The sequence below is a fragment of the Sorangium sp. So ce176 genome, assembly GCF_051519835.1.
GTDB classification, from domain to species: domain Bacteria; phylum Myxococcota_A; class Polyangia; order Polyangiales; family Polyangiaceae; genus Sorangium; species Sorangium cellulosum_G.
Map to the genome: position 1 here is coordinate 11760083 of NZ_CP150371.1, position 16173 is coordinate 11776255.

Sequence of the window (16173 nt, forward strand, 5' to 3'; positions counted from 1 at the left end):
TCAGTGCGAACTGAGATTCTCGGTCGAGGATCATGCAAAGAGATGCCTGGACGGGAATGGCAGAAGACGCTCAGGCGAGATTGAGTTGAGCCGCCAACGAATTCAGGGGCGCCGGGAGCAGAAAGATCCGCATTCATTCGACCTTCAAGGCATCTTGTTCGTCGCTTGGTCGGTTCCCTGTGCCGTTTGCTGCCGAGGGTAGCGGTGAATCCCTAAGGCATTTAAGGCATTTCCGGACGCCCGTGGTACATTCTTTGGATGCCTCGCCGCTGATTCGAGGGCTCTCGCTGGAATATTGAAGATTGCGCTCTGCCGAGCTCGCTCATGCCTTGTGGTGAACGCGCGCCGAACTCGTCGGGGTCCAGGATCGCCCTCGGAATCTCCTGGATCTCACGCCCAGAACAGCTCTCGGTTCAGGCGACATGTAGCACATCATTTGTTGGGTGAATTCGAGTTCTCGGCGCCGATTGTTTTGCGGGCATGACCTCTGCAAACGCACGTCGATATGAATCGCATATCCAGACGTCGCTTCGCCGCCGGCCTGGGCGCCGGACTCCTCGCCGCTCCGTTCCTTGGGAGGATCAGCCACCTTCGCGCCGACGGTGGGACTGCCCGAAATCTGGTTATATTCTTCTCTCCCAACGGAACTCACCACCATCTCTGGCGTCCGCAGGGCTCTGGATCCAGCTTCTCTCTCCCTGCCGGCTCGATCCTCGAGCCGCTCGCAGCGCACAAATCCGATCTCATTATCTGCGACGGCATCGACTTCAAGGGGGTCGACAACCACGAGCCCGGCATGGTCAACATGCTCACGGGCGGCGGCAACGCCGGCAGCGCGAGCCGCGGCCAGAGCCTCGACTGGTACGTCGCCCAGGAGCTCGGCGTCCGGCCGGCCAACCTCGGTATCTACACGAGCCCGTGGGGGACGAACTCGCAGACCCGCATGTCGTACAGCGCGGCGGGGCAGTTCGCGCCCGTGATCGACGAGCCGCGGACGGCCTACAACCAGATCTTCGACGGCTTCACCGGGACGGCCGAGCCGACCGGGACGGGCGCCGAAGAGGTCGATCCGAAGAAGAAGCGCCGGCAGAGCATCCTGCGCGTCACGAACAGCGAGATGGAGGCGCTGCGCGCCGGCGTGCCCGCGCGCGAGCAGGCCAAGCTCGACGCGCACATCGACGGGCTCAAGCAGATCGCGCCCGGCGCCAGCACGGGCGCGGGCCCCATCGCCGCGAGCTGCAACACGCCGCCCGCGCCCCCGCCCGCGTTCAACCCCACCGACGAGGACGCCGTCCCCGACATCGCCCTCGCGCAGATGGACCTCGTCGCCGCGGCGCTCGCGTGCGGGCGGACCCGGGTCGCGACCGTCCAGTTCTCTCACACGGTCTCGCCGCTGCACCTCCGGTGGCTCGGCCTGGCCGGCACGGACCATCACTCGCTCTCGCACGCGAGCACGGGCGATGACGTCGACAAGTTCCGCATCGCGGAGCGATGGTTCGCCGAGCAGTTCGCCTACCTCCTCAAGAAGCTGAAGTCGACAGCCGGCTCCGGCGGCGGCACCCTGCTCGACGAGACGCTGGTCGTGTGGGCCAAGGAGCTCGGCGACGCGCCGATGCACCGGTGCGAGTCGGTCCCGTTCGTCCTCGCCGGCGGGGGAGCGTTCACGCCCGGCCGCTACGTCAACTTCGGCGGCGCTCCCCACCAGCAGCTCCTGGTCTCGATCTGCCAGGCCATGGGCCTCAGCAACAGCACCTTCGGCGACGCCTCGAAGGGCACTGGCCCGCTGGACGGGCTCGCGTGACGCGCGGTCATCCGCATGTCCGTCCACCCACAATCCTTGGGATCACGAGGAACAAGCTCATGAACACGCAAACGACGGGACCCCTCGACAAGGCGGAGGCGTCCGTCTCCCGGCCTCTGCCGCCGGGCGACGCCCCGCGGCGCACGCTGACGCGGCGCCTCAGCTATTCGCTCCTGCTCTCGTGCGTCGCGCTGGGCGCCGCGGGCGCGGGCTGCACCGGCCTGTTCGGCGGGGCCGGCGACGACGACAGCGAGACGAACGGCGGAGACGACACGGGCTCCCTGGACTCGGGGTGTGCCGACAACATCGAGTTCTTCGAGGCGAACCTCTGGGGCCCGATCATGTCCTCGAAGTGCACCGTCTGCCACACCGACAGCGGGCTCGCGAAGGGCACCCGCATGGTGCTCGACACCTCGGGCACCGACGAGGCGCTCCAGGCCAATTTCGAGGCGGTGCGCAGCATGGCCGCGCTCCAGGTGAACGGCGAGTCCACGCTCCTCCTGCGCCCCTCCGGCCGGCACCCCGACGGCCACGCCGGCGGCGCGCTCATCCCGTTCCAGAGCGATGATTACGTGGTGTTCGAGAAGTTCGTCAACCGCGTCAACCTGGGCGTTGGCTGCGAGGAGCAGCCGACGGCGTGCGAGCCCAACATGGTGTCCGGGCGCCGCGTCCTGCGCCGCATGTCGCGCGTCGAGTTCGACAGGACCGTGGCCGATCTCCTCGGCCTCGACACGACGGGCTACATCCTCCCGACCGACGCGAACGTCGAGGGCTTCGACAACAACGCCGAGGCGCTCCTCTACGCCGGGACCGACGTCCAGCTCATGCGCGACGCCGCCGAGGACATCGCCGCCAGGGTGATCGAGGCGCCGGGGTCGCTCGTCCCCTGCGAGGTCGCGACCGGCGACGACGCGTGCGCGACCGAGTTCTTCGAGCGCTTCGGGCGCCTCGCCTTCCGCCGGCCGCTCACCCAGGACGACCGCGCGCGGTACATGGAGCTCTACCGCAGCGTGAAGGCCGACGAGGGCTTCGCGGGCGGCGTCCAGGCGATGATCGCCGCCGCGCTCCAGTCTCCCTACTTCCTCTATCGCCCGGAGATCGGCGCCGTCGCGGCGGACGGCACGTACCAGCTCCTGCCGCACGAGATCGCGTCCCAGCTCTCTTACATGATCTGGAGCTCGATGCCGGACGACGAGCTGCTCAGCAAGGCGGAGTCGGGCGAGCTCGCGACGCCGGCGGTCATCTCGGCCGAGGTCGACAGGATGATGCAGGATCCGCGCGCCGACGCCGGCGTCCTCAGGTTCTTCAGGACCTGGCTGCAGCTCAGCGGCAAGCCGTCGAAGGACACGGCCGCGTACCCGGAGTACACGGAGGCGGTCCGGCAGGCGATCGAGAAGGAGACGGCGGCCTTCGTGCGCCACCTCATCCGCGAGGGATCGGGCTCGCTGAGCGAGATGTACACGGCGAACTACTCCTACGTGAACCAGGAGCTCGCGTCGTTCTATGGCCTGCAGGCGCCGGGCGAGGGCGCGGGCCAGGACGGCATGACGCGGGTCGACCTCACCGGCTCGAACCGCATGGGCATCCTCACGCTCGGCAGCGTCCTCAGCACCCACGCGCACGCCGCCGAGTCGTCGCCCGTGCACCGCGGCAAGTTCGTGCGCGAGCAGCTCCTCTGCCAGCCGCTGCCGCCGCCGCCCGCGGGCCTCGACGTCAAGCCGCCCCAGCCCGATCCCACGAAGTCGACGCGCGAGCGCTTCGCCGAGCACTCCAACAACGAGGCGTGCGGCAGCTGCCACTCGCTCATCGACGGGATCGGCTTCGGCTTCGAGCATTTCGACGGCGTCGGTCGCTACCGCGACAACGACGACGGCCACCCGGTCGACGCGAGCGGCAACATCGTGGGGGCGCCGAGCACGAGCGGCACGTTCGACGGTACCGGAGAGCTCGCCCAGATGCTCGCGCAGAGCCCCGACGCGCAGGCGTGCTTCACCCTCCAGTGGCTCCGCTTCGGCTTCGGCGCCATGGACCAGTCCGAGCTCTCCTGCATGGCGGAGCAGATCACCGGCCAGCTCGGGCCCGAGAACCTCACCGTCGCGGGTGTCATCAAGGCGATCGCGCAGTCGCCGCGCTTCACGAGGCGCCTCGCCGAGGTGGTGACGGACCCGGGCTCCTCCGAGGAGCCCGGCGGCGACTCGGGGTCGTCGGGCACCGACAGCCCCCCGCTGCCCACGAACGCGGACTTCGATGTCGAGGAGAAAGTGGACTCGGTGTGGGACGGCGGCGGCTGCAAGTCGGTCACGGTCACCAACCTGGGCGAGACCAAGGCGGCGTGGCAGGTCACCCTCCAGCTCGACGGCACGCCCTCCGACGTGTGGAACGCCGTGGCCGAGGCGGGCAACGCGGGCGTGAAGTTCACCGGCGTGGAGTGGAACGCGCAGATCGAGAGGAACCAGTCTGCGAGCTTCGGTTTCTGCTGGCGGGAGTGAGCCGCGGCGGCGCACCGCGCGCATCGCCCTCCGCCGCGGCCGCGCCGGCACAGCCGTGCCGGCGCGGCCGCGCGGGGGCGAGGTGCCAGGGCGGCCGTGCCGCGCGTGGCGGGCGGCACGCCACGCGCCAATTTGCCTGGAATTCTGCTATCCTGCGTGCCCCCCTCGCCCCGTCCCGGGCGGGGCGACAGCCCCAGGACGCTTCAATGACCCATCCGCTGCACGACATCCTGCTCCCCGACAGCCGACACGACTTCTTCCCCGTCGTCATCGAGATCCCGAAGGGATCGAAGTGCAAGTATGAGCTCGACAAGAAGACCGGGCTCCTGATGCTCGATCGCGTGCTCTACTCGTCCGTGCATTACCCTGCCAACTACGGGTTCATTCCCCAGACGCACGCAGGCGACGGCGATCCGCTCGACGTGCTCGTCCTGATGCAGGAGCCGGTGGTGCCGCTCACGATCGTGAGGGCGCGCGCGATCGGCGGCTTCTTCATGCGCGACGACAAGGGCGTCGACGACAAGATCATCGCCGTCGCCGTCGACGACCCCTCGGTGGCCCACTACCTCACGCACGAAGAGCTGCCCCCGCACGTGACCAAGGAGCTCATGCGGTTCTTCATCGACTACAAGACGCTGGAGAACAAGCTCGCCGAGGTGGATACGATGTACGACAGGAACCGCGCGCTGGAGGTCATCGAGGAGTCCGTCGCGAGCTACCGATCGATCAGCGCCTGGTCCAAGGGCTGACGGCGGCGGCGTCCGGGGGGGGGCGCGCCCGTACAATGACCTCGATGGATCGCGGATCAGGTGGATCGCGATTCCTGGACTGGTGCGCGTCCACCCCCGTCGATGGCCGAAAAAATCAAGAAAACCGCACTCGGCACCCTGGCAACCCCGGGGAAACACGCGGCATACCGCTTGCTTAATCCCTGACATGGACAGCGCTTCGACGCTCACAGAGACGGAGGCGCTCGCTCAGCGGCTCGCCTCGCACCTCGAGGTGGAAGCGCGCTGTACGAGCCGAGGCGCCTACCTTGCTACGGCATCGAGGTCGAGCCGAGCTCGCCTGCATGGCGCGCGGCACCGTGCGCCAGCTCGACGCAGTGCGTCTGAGCTCGACCGATGACGATGCGGCCGAGGGCCCGGACGCGGACAGCGGCGCTGCGATGCGCTGAAAGGCGCTGAGAGCCGCAGGCGAAAGATGATGAATCGCAGTCGGGCTACGTGGATGGATTCGGCAGAGTAAGCAGCGTGGGCAGAGTCAGTATCTAGAGGCGACACCGCTTGATCGGGGCTTGACAACATGAGAGACATCAGCTTTTCTCAAGCAATGATGAGCACGCTTGATAGCTTGGTTTCGGCGAAGGCGTGTCGCCGCTATTCCGCAGTGGCACTGCTCCTCGCCGGCCCGCTCGGTTGCTTGGGCAACCTCGGCAACACGGACGGCACGCCTTCCGAGACCAGCAGCAGCGGCGGCGGCGACCCCACCGACCCTGGTACCACGCCGCCCGGCGAACAGCCGGAGCAGCCCCACGCCATCCCCGAGGTGTCGCAATGCGAGGCCGCGGACCTGAGCACCCCCGGCCCGCGCGTGGTGCGGCGCCTGACGGTGGACCAGTTCGAGGCCACCGTCCGCGATCTCTTCCGGGATCCGAGCGTCACCCTCCCGAGCATCTTCAACGATCCGCAGGTGCTCGGGTTCACGGCCGACGCGAACGCGCTCGTGATCCGCGACCTGACCGCCCAGCAGGTCATGGACTGGGCCGAGCAGACCGCGGACTGGGCGGTGACGAACAAGCTCTCCACCCTCACCTCGGCCAACTGCAATACGAACGACGCGGCTTGCCGCGGCCAGTTCATCCGCGACTTCGGCCGCCGCGTGTTCCGCGAGCCGCTCTCGGAGGACCGCTTCGCGTCCTACGACGCCCTGTTCGGGGCGGAGGATAAGTTCGAGGACGGCGCCAAGGTGGTCGTGAGCGCCATGCTGCAGTCGCCGTACTTCCTGTACCGCCACGAGATCGGCAGAGACGTCGGCGGCGGCGTCTACGAGCTCACCCCGCACGAGATCGCGAGCAACCTCTCGTACCTGCTGACCGGGACCATGCCGGACGAGACGCTGCTGCAGGCCGCCGACCAGGCCGCCGCCCAGGGCATCTCGCTGACCAGCGACCAGATCGCCCAGCAGGCGCTGCGCATCCTGGAGGACCCGGCGACCCGTCCGCTCGCCGAGGCAGAGATGATGCGGTTCATGCGCGGCTGGCTCCAGCTCAACCGCCTGGTCTCCACGGTGAAGGACAACACGGTCTTCAACCTCAGCGACGAGCTGCGCAGGGACATGATGGCCGAGACGCAGGCGCTCATCGTGGACGCCGCGTTCAACCAGAACGGCACGTTCTCCAACCTCCTGCAGGCGGACTACACGTTCATCAACAGCAGCCTGGCCGCGCACTACGGCCTCGGCGGCGCCGGCGGCACCGAGCTGACGAGGGTGACGATCTCCCCCGGGCAGCGCGATCGCGGCCTCCTTGCCCACGGCAGCTTCCTGACCGGGCACGGCGGCGCGAAGCTGTCCTCGCCCACCCAGCGCGGCAAGATGGTCCGCACCCGTCTCCTCTGCCAGCCGCTCATGCCCCCGCCGCCCGGCGTCGATCCGAACATCAAACCCCTCGAGGGCCCGGCGACCACGCGCATGATGGTCACGCAGCACGTCGCGGACGCGTCCTGCAGCGGCTGCCACCAGTTCATGGACCCGATCGGCTTCGGCTTCGAGCACTACGACACGTTCGGTCGGTGGCGGAACGATGAGTCCGGGCTCCCCATCGACGCGACCGGCACGGTCTTCGCTCCGCCCGCTGGGGAAAACTTCGGCTTCGAAGGCGTGACCGAGCTGGCCGACTACCTCGCTGCGAGCGAGGACGTCAAGGAGTGCATGGTCCGTTACTGGTCGTACTACGCGTTCGGCGACACCTGGGAGCAGGACGGCTGCACGTACGAGAAGGTCCAGCAGGAAGCGGCGACAGAAGACTTCCGCATCAAGAGCGTGTGGCTCGCGCTGACGCGCGCGCCGCACTTCACCCGTAGAGTTCAAGGCCCGTGACCCCCACGGCTGCAACCCACCAGAAGAGCGGTAGCGAGTGAAAGGATCGGTCATGCGCAGCCACAGTCGTAGGAATTTTCTCAAGGGTGTCGGTGCCAGCCTGGGGGCGAGCCTGCTGTTCTCCCCCTTCTATGATTCGATCGCCAACGCAGCTCCCGGGAAGAAGCCGAAGCGGCTCCTGGTGTTCTTCACCATGGGTACGGCGCCCGAGATCTGGAAGCCCACCAGCGTCTCCGGTGAGACCCCCACGTTCAGCGAGGCGACCTCGCCGCTCGCGGACGTGAAGGAGCACATCGTGATGCTGGACGGCCTCCCCAGCGCGAGCCCCGGCAACAACCACGGATCGGCCGACGGCCTCACCGGGATGGGCTACTCGGCCAGCGGCCCCTACGGGCTGATCTCGGTCGATCAGTTCATCGTGGAGAAGCTGAAGGCCGCCGGGACGTTGTCGTCGCCCATCCCCTCGCTCCTGCTCGGCGCGGACACCGGCGGCGGCAAGACGGGGTTCTACAAGGGGACCAACCTGGCGCCCATCGCCTCCCCCATGTCGGCCTACACCACGGTGTTCACGGGGGCGGCGCCGACCAACCCGACCTCCAACACCTCCGCCGAGGACCAGCTCCGCCGCCGCAAGAGCGTGCTCGACCACCTCACGCGCGAGATCACGACGCTCAAGGGGGACCTGGGCTCGGAGCAGAGGTACAAGCTGGATCTGCACCTCGAGTCGATCCGCCAGATCGAGCAGCGGCTCTCGGGCTCGATGAACGGCGGCGGCACCGGCGGCGCGTGCTCCGCCCCGACGTCGCCCGCGGGCGACATGTCCAACGCCATGAAGGCCAACCAGCTCCACCTGGACATCATCGTCGGCGCCTTCGCGTGCGACATCACCCGGGTGGCGTCGATCCAGTGGGGCTCCGATCAGGCGATGAACGTGAACCTGCCCGACATCGGCCTCGCCGACGAGGAGCACAACGGCCTGATCCACGGCTACGACCCCGGGCACGTGAAGCTGATCAAGCTCGAGAAGTGGCTGCACGAGCAGTTCGTCGGCGTCATCAAGAAGCTGAAGTCGCTCCCCGAGCCGGACGGCTCCGGCACGCTCCTCGACAACACGCTGGTCGCCTGGTGCCGCGACATGGGCGACGCGCCGGCCCACACCCAGAACGAGATGAAGTTCGTCCTGGCGAGCGGCACGGGCGGCTACCTGAAGACGGCCCCGGGCGGCCGGTTCATCACGAGCAAGGAGCGGCACGAGCGCGTGCTGCTCAGCCTGTGCGACGCGATGGGCGTCACGGACTACGCCGGCTTCGGCGATCCGGGCCTCGGCGCCAAGTCGCCGCTCCCGGGCCTCGCCGCGACCTGAGCCAGCGGGACGCTCGCCGCGACAGGCGCGCCCCCACGCGCCTGTCGCGGCGAGCTCCGCAGGCGCGCGCTACCGGTCGACGCCCGTGGTCCGCGGGCGGATCGACGAGCGCTCTGGCCCGTCGACGCGGGCCGCACGAAGCTCAAGCACGACGCGGCCTGACGCCGGCCGAGGCCACGGATCCGACGTCGAGAGCGCGTTGCCCGCGCTGACGCGGCGCCGCGTCGCGCGCATGGAGATCGAGGACCGCGAGCTCCATGGTTGCAGTCTGCAGAAGATCGGTGAGCGAGGGAAAGGGTCGGTCATGCGCAGCCATCGTCGTAGAGAGTTTCTCAAGGGCCTGACGGCCAGCGTGGGGGCCGGCTTCCTGCTCGCGCCCTTCCTCGACTCGATCGCCGAGGCGGCGCCCGGGCGGAAGCCCAAGCGGCTCCTCCTGTTCTGCACGATGGGGACCGCGACCCAGATCTGGAAGCCCACGAGCGTCTCCGGCGAGACGCCCACGTTCAGCGAGTCCACGGCGCCGCTGGCCGACGTGAAGCAGCACGTCGTGCTCGTGGACGGCCTCCCCAGCGGGAACCCCGGCAACAACCACGGCGCCCCGGACGGCCTCACCGGGCTCGGCTTCGGCGGAGGCCCCGCCGGGCTGATCTCGGTCGATCAGTTCATCGCGGACAAGCTGGTCGCCGCCGGGGTGAAGACGCCGATCGCCTCGCTCCTGCTCGGCGCGGAGAGCACGGTGAGCGGCGGGAGGTCGCCGTACTACCGCGCGGACAACCTGCCGACCATCGCGTCCCCCACGTCCGCGTACTCCACCCTGTTCGGCTCGGCGGTCCCGGTGAACACCTCGTCGGAGGACCTGCTGCGCCGCCGCAAGAGCGTCCTCGATCACCTCAAGAACGAGATCAGGACGCTCGGAGGGGATCTCGCCTCCGAGCAGAAGTACAAGCTCGATCTGCACCTCGAGTCGATCCGGCAGATCGAGACGCGGCTGTCGAACGCGTCGTCCGGCGAAGGCGGCGGCTGCGCGCCGCCCACGAAGGTGGCCACCGACCCGGCCAACCCGCTGCAGGCCAACCTCGCGCACATGGATCTCATCGTCGGCGCGTTCGCGTGCGACATCACGCGGGTCGCGGCGATCCAGTGGGGCTCGGATCAGGCCATGAACGTCGAGCTGCCGGAGATCGGGCTCCGGGGCGAGGAGCACGGCTCCATGATCCACACCGGCGCCCCCGCGCACCTCGACCTGGTCAAGCTGGAGAAGTGGCTGGCGCAGCGGTTCGTCGACCTCATCACGAAGCTGAAGGCGATCCCCGAGGCCGACGGCTCGGGGACGCTGTTCGACAACACGCTCATCGCGTGGTGCCGCGACATGGGCGACTCGCCGAACCACAACATGAACGAGATGAAGTTCGTCCTCGCGAGCGGCGATGGCGGTTATTTGAAGACGAGCCCCGGCGGCCGGTACGTGCGCAGCTCCGACAGGCACGAGCGCGTGCTGCTCAGCCTGTGCGACGCGATGGGCGTCACCGACTTCGCCGGCTTCGGCGATCCGAACCTGCCGTCCAAGTCGCCGCTCCCGGGACTGGCTGCGAGCTGATCGGATCCGGCGGACATCGTGTTCGCCGCGGGCGTACGTGCGTCCGCCCGCGGCGGGCGAGTGCGCAAGAACGACCCCTCACGAACCCGGCCATGAGCACGGGGCGCTCGGCGAGCGCCGGCGCCGAGGGCGCTCCAGCGGCCCGATGCCTGGACGCAGCAACCGCGCGCGCTGGGCAGCGGCCTCGAGACATCAGCGAGTTTCGCTGTGTCGCGACGGCTGCGAGGCTCCAGCGCGCGTCCGCACCATGTGGCGGGATTCTGCCTCATTTCCTGGCTGGCACGCGGGGCGCTTACCGCTCCGCACATCGCCGGCGACCGGCCGCTCCCCGCGGCGGCCGGCGGGACAGAAGACTCCCCATGGAATTTATGAGCAATTCCCTGAAGATCGCGATGGACAGCCTCCGGCCTGCGAGCCGCTCCGTCCGGAGCGAGATGCTCGGTCGGGGCTCTCGAGCCGATGCGGGACGGGCCAGCTCGTTCGTCGCGCTGCGCGCGCGCATGCTTGCGAGCCCCAGCCTGGCCGGGGCGCTGCAGTTCATGCAGGCAACGACCCGCCCGTGGGAGCCGCACGAGCTCGCGGCGTGGCTGCTCGAGCATGTGGTCGCCCCCGGCTGGATGCGGGCCCCGCGCGCGCTGCGCGAGCCGGGCGCGGAGACCCTGGAGCTCTGCGGGCTCGACGAGCGGCACCGGGAGGTCGCGGCGCTCACCGCGCGGGCGCGCGAGCGCGTGGCGCTCGCGCTGCTCGACTTCGTGGCGCCGAACCCCGATGGCGGGTTCCTCCGCGCGGCGCTGTACAGCGCGCGCGTGCGATGGACCGTGGTGGACGGTCGCTCGGGCTGGCTGCCGGCGCCGCGCGAGAGCGACCTCCTCAGCGACATCGTGCTCAGCCTCTTCGCCGCCGAGATCCTCTCCGCCGCGGATCTCTACAGGAGCCACATGACCGTGTGCACCGGCTGCGGCCGCGTCGCGTTCACGCAGGAGGCGCGGCCGCGCAGCGCCGGCTGCCCGCGCTGCGACGGCGAGGTCAGGTGGAGAGCGCGCTGACGTCGAGGAGCCCAGGCGAATCGCCTGAGCCCGCTTGTTCACCTGCTGCGGCCGAGTGGGCCAAACAGCTGGAAGGGTGCCTTCTCTTCCGGAGGCAACGATTCCAGCGAAGGTGGCGTCATGATGAATCGGCAGCGCGCAAGCGCTGAGCTTGACGACTCCGGTGGACGCCGATCAAGCTTGGCGCCGATCTATGAGCTACGTCCGCCACACGAGCGCCGAGATGGATGAGCTTGCCCACGCAGCGCAGCGCGATGGGTTCTGTCTGATAAAGAGCCTCATCCCGAAGAGCCTTCTGCTCTCGTGGCGTGAGGCCTTCGCCGCGCTCCTCGAAGCGCACATCGAGCGCGAGGGGCACCTCAAGAACCGGGGGCCCGGTCGTTATTACGTGACGCTCCCGTTCAAGGCGCCCTTCGCGGAGCCGCGCATCTACGAGGACGAGAGCATCCTCGGCGTGGTCGAGCGCCTGGTCGGGGCCGACATGACCATGGTGCAGCTCGCGACCGATACTCCGCTCCTCGGGTCCGATTACCAGGATGTCCACCGCGACACGCCGCCGCTTTTCCCCGAGACAGGGAGAGAGACGCCCGCGTTCCAGCTCGCCGTCAACTTCCCCCTTGTCGACGTCACCGCCGAGAACGGCCCGATCGAGATCGCCCGCGGCACGCACATGCTCTCCAAGGCGGAAGCCATGCGGCGCCTGGAGATGGGCGAGGTCGCGCTGGAGCCTGTGTACATGGAGCTCGGCGACGTCATGGTCCGCGACGTCCGCGGCCTACACCGCGGTACCCCGAACCGCACGCGCGAGCCCCGGCCGATGGTGGTGATCGGGTACAGCCGCCGCTGGCTCTTCCGCCCGGAGGTCTCGATCCGGGTGCCCCGCGACGGCCTCGCCCAGCTCTCGGAGCGCGCGAAGCGGATGCTCCGCTTCAACCCGGTCGTCGAGTCGCTCGACGTGCCGGACGAGACCGAGGTGTACCAGGCCTTCGCCTACTGACCCGCGCCGCCGCCGGGTCACGTGAGCGCGACGTGCGCGACCGCCTGGTCCCTCAACCAGGTTCGCTGCCGCCGCACGAAGATGCGCGTGGCGCGCACGATGGCGGGGGCGAGCTCCTCGGCCGGCAGGCGCCCCTCCAGGTGCTCGCGCACCTGCTTGTAGCCGACGGATCCCATCGCCCGCGCGTCGCCGTAGCCGCGGGCCAGCAGCGAGCGGACCTCGTCGGCCCAGCCCTGCTCCAGCCACGCGACGACCCGGGCCTCGATGCGGCGGTCGAGCTCGGCGCGGTCGCGGTGCACAGCGAGCAGGCGCGCGGCGTGCCGGCGATCCCGGAAGCCGTGCTCCGCGTGCCACGCGCTCTGCGTCCGGCCCGAGCGCTCGTAGATCTCCAGCGCCCGGCTCACGCGCACGAGATCGTTCGGCGCGAGCCGGGCCGCGCTCTCCGGATCCACCTTGGCGAGGCGCGCGTGGAGCGCCGCGCGCCCCTCGGCGTCGGCGATCGCGCGGTGGCGCGCGCGCACCTCGGCGTCGGCGGGCGGCGCGGGCGACAGGCCGAAGACCAGCGCCTTCACCCAGAGGAACGTGCCGCCGCAGACGATCGGGATCCGGCCGCGGCCGCGGATGTCGGCGATCGCCGCCTCCGCGAGCGCCGCGAAGCGCTGGGCGTCGATCGCCTGCAGCGGATCGGCCACGTCGACCAGATGGTGCGGCGCGCGCGCCCGCTCCGCCGGCGTCGGCTTTCCTGAGCCGAGGTCGAATTCGCGGTAGATCTGCACGCTGTCGGCGCTCACCACCTCGCCGCCGAGGCGCTCCGCGAGCCGGATGGCGAGCTCGGTCTTGCCGCTCGCCGTCGGGCCGACAACGACGAGCAGCTCGCCCGGCGCGGGCGGCGCGATCGTCTCCCACGACGGCGGCGCGGCGGCCGCGCTCGCCTCCGGAGCGGCCTCCTGCGCCGCCTCGGTCACCGCCTCCCCACGCGGTGCTCCAGCTCCGGCCAGCCGACGCGCATCACGATGGGCCGTCCGTGCGGGCAGTGGCCGGCGAAGTCGACCTCGTCGAGCGCCGTGAGCAGCGCGCGCGCCTCCTCCGGCGCCACCGGATCGCCCGCGCGCAGCGAGCCGTGGCAGGCCATGGTCGCGAGCGCGAGGTCCACCGCGCCGGAGAAGGCGCGCTCGCCCGCGTGGCTCAGCTCGTCCACGAGGTCGCGCACGAGGCGCTCGGGCGCCGCGCGGCGGAGCAGCGTCGGCACCGCGTGCACCGCGAGCTGCGCCGCGCCCGCCGCGCGGACGTCGAGCCCGAGCCGCGCGATCGCCTCCTGCGCCTCCTCGACAAGCGACACCTCCGAGGGCGCCGCCGGGATGATCACCGGGAAGAGGAGCTTCTGCGTGGCGACGTCGCGGCCGTCGTACGCCGCGCGCAGCCGGTGGAACGTCACGCGCTCCGCCGCCGCGTGCTGGTCGAGGAAGTAGATCCCGTCCGGCCCCTCGCACACGAAGTAGGTGTTGCGCACCTGGGCGAGGAAGCGCAGCGACCGCCAGGCGAGCGTCCGCTCGGCCGCGGCGAGCACCGGCCCGCTGCCGGTCGGGTAGGGGAGGGGCGGCGCCCCTGGCGCGGCCGCCGGCTCGCCGGGCGACGCCGGCGGCGCGACGTCGGCCCACGCGCCAGCGAACAGCGGCGCCCCCGGGCCGGGCGCCGGCGCAGCCGGAGGTCGCGCGGCCTCCGGGCGCGCGGGCGGGATCCCGACGAGATCGCCGCCGAGGCCCCACGGATCGGCCGGCGTCTCCTGCCGCTCGCCCGGCGTCTCCTGCCGCTCGCTCGAGGCGCCCGCCGCTGTCGGCCCGGCGGCGGGGCCGCCCGACCAGACCCAGGCGTCGCCGGGCGGCGGCGCCGCGTCCTCGAAGAGCTTGCCCTTGCGGCCCTGGAAGCCTCCGGGGGACGGCGCGGGCAGGCCGAACGCCGCGGCCACCTGCGCGGCGACGATCTTGTAGATCGCGTCGGCGACAGCGCGGCCGTCCGCGAAGCGGACCTCGGCCTTCTGCGGGTGGACGTTCACGTCCACGAGCTCGGTGGGCAGATCGATGAACACAGCGCCGATCGGGTACCGGCCCGGCTCGAGGACGCTGCCGTAGGCGAGCGCGATCGAGCGCGCCAGCGAGCGGTCGCGCACGTGCCGGCCGTTGACGAACATCCACAGCCAGCCGGCGCCGGAGCGGGCGCGCTCCGGCCGCGACACGAACGCCTCGACCGTGAGCGGCCCCCGCTGCCCCGCGCACGTCGCGAGCTCCTCGCCCGCGAGCATCGTGCGCACCCGCTCCGCGCGGCTCGTGGTGCGCAGCCACTCCCGCGCGACGCGGCCGTCGCGCGACAGGACCACGGTCACGCCCGGCTCGCCGAGCGCGATCGCCTGCGCGATCTCGGTCACGTGCGCCGACTCGGTCCCGACCGCGCGCAGGAACTTCCGCCGGGCGGGGACGTTGTAGAAGAGGTCGCGCACCTCCACCACGGTGCCCGCGGCGCACCCGCAGGGCATCGCCTGCGCCGGGCCGCCGCCCTCGATGCGGATCTCCGTCCCCTCGGGCTCGCCGTCGCGCCGCGTCCGCAGCGAGAAGCGGCTGACCGAGGCGATGCTCGGGAGCGCCTCGCCGCGGAAGCCGAAGCTCTGGATGCAGCGGAGATCGTCGAGCCGGGCGATCTTGCTCGTCGCGTGGCGCAGCACCGCGAGCGACGCGTCCTCGCGGCTCATGCCGCGCCCGTCGTCGGCGATGCGCACCAGGCCGACGCCGCCCCCCTCGATGTCGACCCGGACGCGGCGCGCGCCCGCGTCGAGCGCGTTCTCGACGAGCTCCTTCACCACGCTCGCCGGCCGCTCGACCACCTCGCCCGCCGCGATCTGGTTGGCGAGGTCGTCCGGGAGGACGGCGACCTTCCGCTCGTCGGGCTGGGCGGGCTGCGATCGAGGATCCGCGCCGGCGACCCTCTCCGCGGTGCTCATGGCTCGTCGCTGGGGTCGACCGTCCGGGCGACCGCCTGGAAGTACAGCTTGGTGCGCTCCCGCGTCATCGCAAGCGCCGCGGCGCCGAGGATGGCGAGCTCGAAGACGGCGAAGCGCACCCGCTCGGCGGTCCACCAGAGGCTCGGGTTCGTGAGGCTCGAGCGCTCGGGCACGTCCGGCGGCAGCAGCGCCCCCGCCTGCGCCACCATGTCGATCCAGGCGCCGCGGATGTCCCGGGTGAGCGCGTACTCGACCGTGGCGAAGGCCAGGTTGGCGGCCAGGACCTGGAGCACGAAGCCGCGCGTGCCGGGCCGCCCGCCGAGCGCCAGCCCGCTCGCGATGACCAGCAGCCCGCCGAGGATCACCTTCCCGACGCTGAGCGGGAAGGCGACGTCCTGGTGCAGGCTCATGGCGTGCGCCTGGGCGGCCTCGAGCACGAGGAACGTGAACTGGAACGGATCGCCCTGGTCGCGCGCCTGCTCGGCCACGACCATGACGTCGGGGGCCATGCCGCCGCGCAGGTAGGTGGCCGTCCCGCACCCGGCCATGAACCCACGGACGCCGATGATCCAGGTGAGCAGCATGGTGGCCACCAGGTACCAGGGGCGCAGCGAGCGCGGGCGCGGAGGTCGGTGCGAGTCCACGTGACGGCTGCCGTGTAGCACGTTCTCCGATCCCGCGCGCTCTCTTCCTGCCCTGCCAACCCCGAGGCCTTCCCGTGGATTGCGGGGCGGGTAGCCTCGGGTCGCGGGGCGGCTGTGTCGACTGCGCGCCGGCGCAGGTGGCGCG

Annotated in this window: 11 protein-coding genes; 8 read left to right on the forward strand and 3 right to left on the reverse strand. The window is 70.6% G+C overall.

Features of this window, described 5'->3' with window-relative positions; genetic code table 11:
* Window positions 1–505: 505 nt before the first annotated feature.
* The 8 genes from WMF42_RS44415 (at window position 506) to WMF42_RS44450 (ending at window position 12392) form a co-directional block, all read left to right on the forward strand.
* A complete protein-coding gene (locus WMF42_RS44415) occupies window positions 506–1801 on the forward strand; it encodes a DUF1552 domain-containing protein (protein WP_437689328.1) in 1296 nt (431 codons plus the stop codon).
* 59 nt (window positions 1802–1860) lie between these two features.
* Window positions 1861–4290, forward strand: a complete 2430-nt coding sequence (locus WMF42_RS44420) for a DUF1592 domain-containing protein (protein ID WP_437689329.1) — start codon at window positions 1861–1863, stop codon at window positions 4288–4290.
* Between the two features lie 206 nt (window positions 4291–4496).
* On the forward strand, window positions 4497–5039 hold the full coding sequence (locus tag WMF42_RS44425; protein ID WP_012241655.1) for an inorganic diphosphatase: 543 nt from the start codon (window positions 4497–4499) through the stop codon (window positions 5037–5039).
* A gap of 556 nt (window positions 5040–5595) precedes the next feature.
* On the forward strand, window positions 5596–7389 hold the full coding sequence (locus tag WMF42_RS44430; protein ID WP_081427068.1) for a DUF1592 domain-containing protein: 1794 nt from the start codon (window positions 5596–5598) through the stop codon (window positions 7387–7389).
* Between the two features lie 52 nt (window positions 7390–7441).
* Window positions 7442–8752: a DUF1552 domain-containing protein gene (locus WMF42_RS44435; RefSeq protein WP_061612900.1), complete on the forward strand. Its 1311-nt coding sequence runs from the start codon at window positions 7442–7444 to the stop codon at window positions 8750–8752.
* Window positions 8753–9056: 304 nt separating this feature from the next.
* Entirely contained in the window at window positions 9057–10349 is a 1293-nt protein-coding gene (locus WMF42_RS44440) for a DUF1552 domain-containing protein (RefSeq protein WP_061612902.1), read from the forward strand.
* A gap of 500 nt (window positions 10350–10849) precedes the next feature.
* The gene (locus WMF42_RS44445; RefSeq protein ID WP_437689331.1) at window positions 10850–11395 is read left to right on the forward strand and encodes a hypothetical protein; all 546 of its coding nucleotides are present in this window, start codon (window positions 10850–10852) and stop codon (window positions 11393–11395) included.
* A gap of 193 nt (window positions 11396–11588) precedes the next feature.
* Window positions 11589–12392, forward strand: coding sequence for a phytanoyl-CoA dioxygenase family protein (locus WMF42_RS44450; RefSeq protein ID WP_437689333.1), 804 nt, complete (start codon window positions 11589–11591; stop codon window positions 12390–12392).
* Between the two features lie 17 nt (window positions 12393–12409).
* On the opposite strand, the gene miaA is transcribed toward WMF42_RS44450, so the two are convergent.
* The 3 genes from miaA to WMF42_RS44465 are packed head-to-tail and all read right to left on the reverse strand — an operon-like array spanning window position 12410 to window position 15968.
* Window positions 12410–13357, reverse strand: coding sequence for a tRNA (adenosine(37)-N6)-dimethylallyltransferase MiaA (gene miaA / locus WMF42_RS44455; protein WP_437689335.1), 948 nt, complete (start codon window positions 13355–13357; stop codon window positions 12410–12412).
* Complete coding sequence (gene mutL, locus WMF42_RS44460) at window positions 13354–15384, reverse strand: DNA mismatch repair endonuclease MutL (RefSeq protein ID WP_437689337.1); 2031 nt, start codon at window positions 15382–15384, stop codon at window positions 13354–13356. Before mutL ends, miaA begins: the two co-directional genes overlap by 4 nt.
* A complete protein-coding gene (locus WMF42_RS44465) occupies window positions 15381–15968 on the reverse strand; it encodes a hypothetical protein (protein ID WP_233560946.1) in 588 nt (195 codons plus the stop codon). Before WMF42_RS44465 ends, mutL begins: the two co-directional genes overlap by 4 nt.
* Window positions 15969–16173: the final 205 nt, after the last annotated feature.

Coding starts and splice junctions, on each gene's coding strand:
- mutL (WP_437689337.1), bottom strand. CDS start 15,384: ATGAGCACCGCGGAGAGGGTCGCCGGCGCGGATCCTCGATCGCAGCCC.
- WMF42_RS44425 (WP_012241655.1), top strand. CDS start 4,497: ATGACCCATCCGCTGCACGACATCCTGCTCCCCGACAGCCGACACGAC.
- WMF42_RS44440 (WP_061612902.1), top strand. CDS start 9,057: ATGCGCAGCCATCGTCGTAGAGAGTTTCTCAAGGGCCTGACGGCCAGC.
- WMF42_RS44430 (WP_081427068.1), top strand. CDS start 5,596: ATGAGAGACATCAGCTTTTCTCAAGCAATGATGAGCACGCTTGATAGC.
- WMF42_RS44420 (WP_437689329.1), top strand. CDS start 1,861: ATGAACACGCAAACGACGGGACCCCTCGACAAGGCGGAGGCGTCCGTC.
- WMF42_RS44415 (WP_437689328.1), top strand. CDS start 506: ATGAATCGCATATCCAGACGTCGCTTCGCCGCCGGCCTGGGCGCCGGA.
- WMF42_RS44445 (WP_437689331.1), top strand. CDS start 10,850: ATGCTTGCGAGCCCCAGCCTGGCCGGGGCGCTGCAGTTCATGCAGGCA.
- WMF42_RS44465 (WP_233560946.1), bottom strand. CDS start 15,968: ATGCTGCTCACCTGGATCATCGGCGTCCGTGGGTTCATGGCCGGGTGC.
- WMF42_RS44450 (WP_437689333.1), top strand. CDS start 11,589: ATGAGCTACGTCCGCCACACGAGCGCCGAGATGGATGAGCTTGCCCAC.
- WMF42_RS44435 (WP_061612900.1), top strand. CDS start 7,442: ATGCGCAGCCACAGTCGTAGGAATTTTCTCAAGGGTGTCGGTGCCAGC.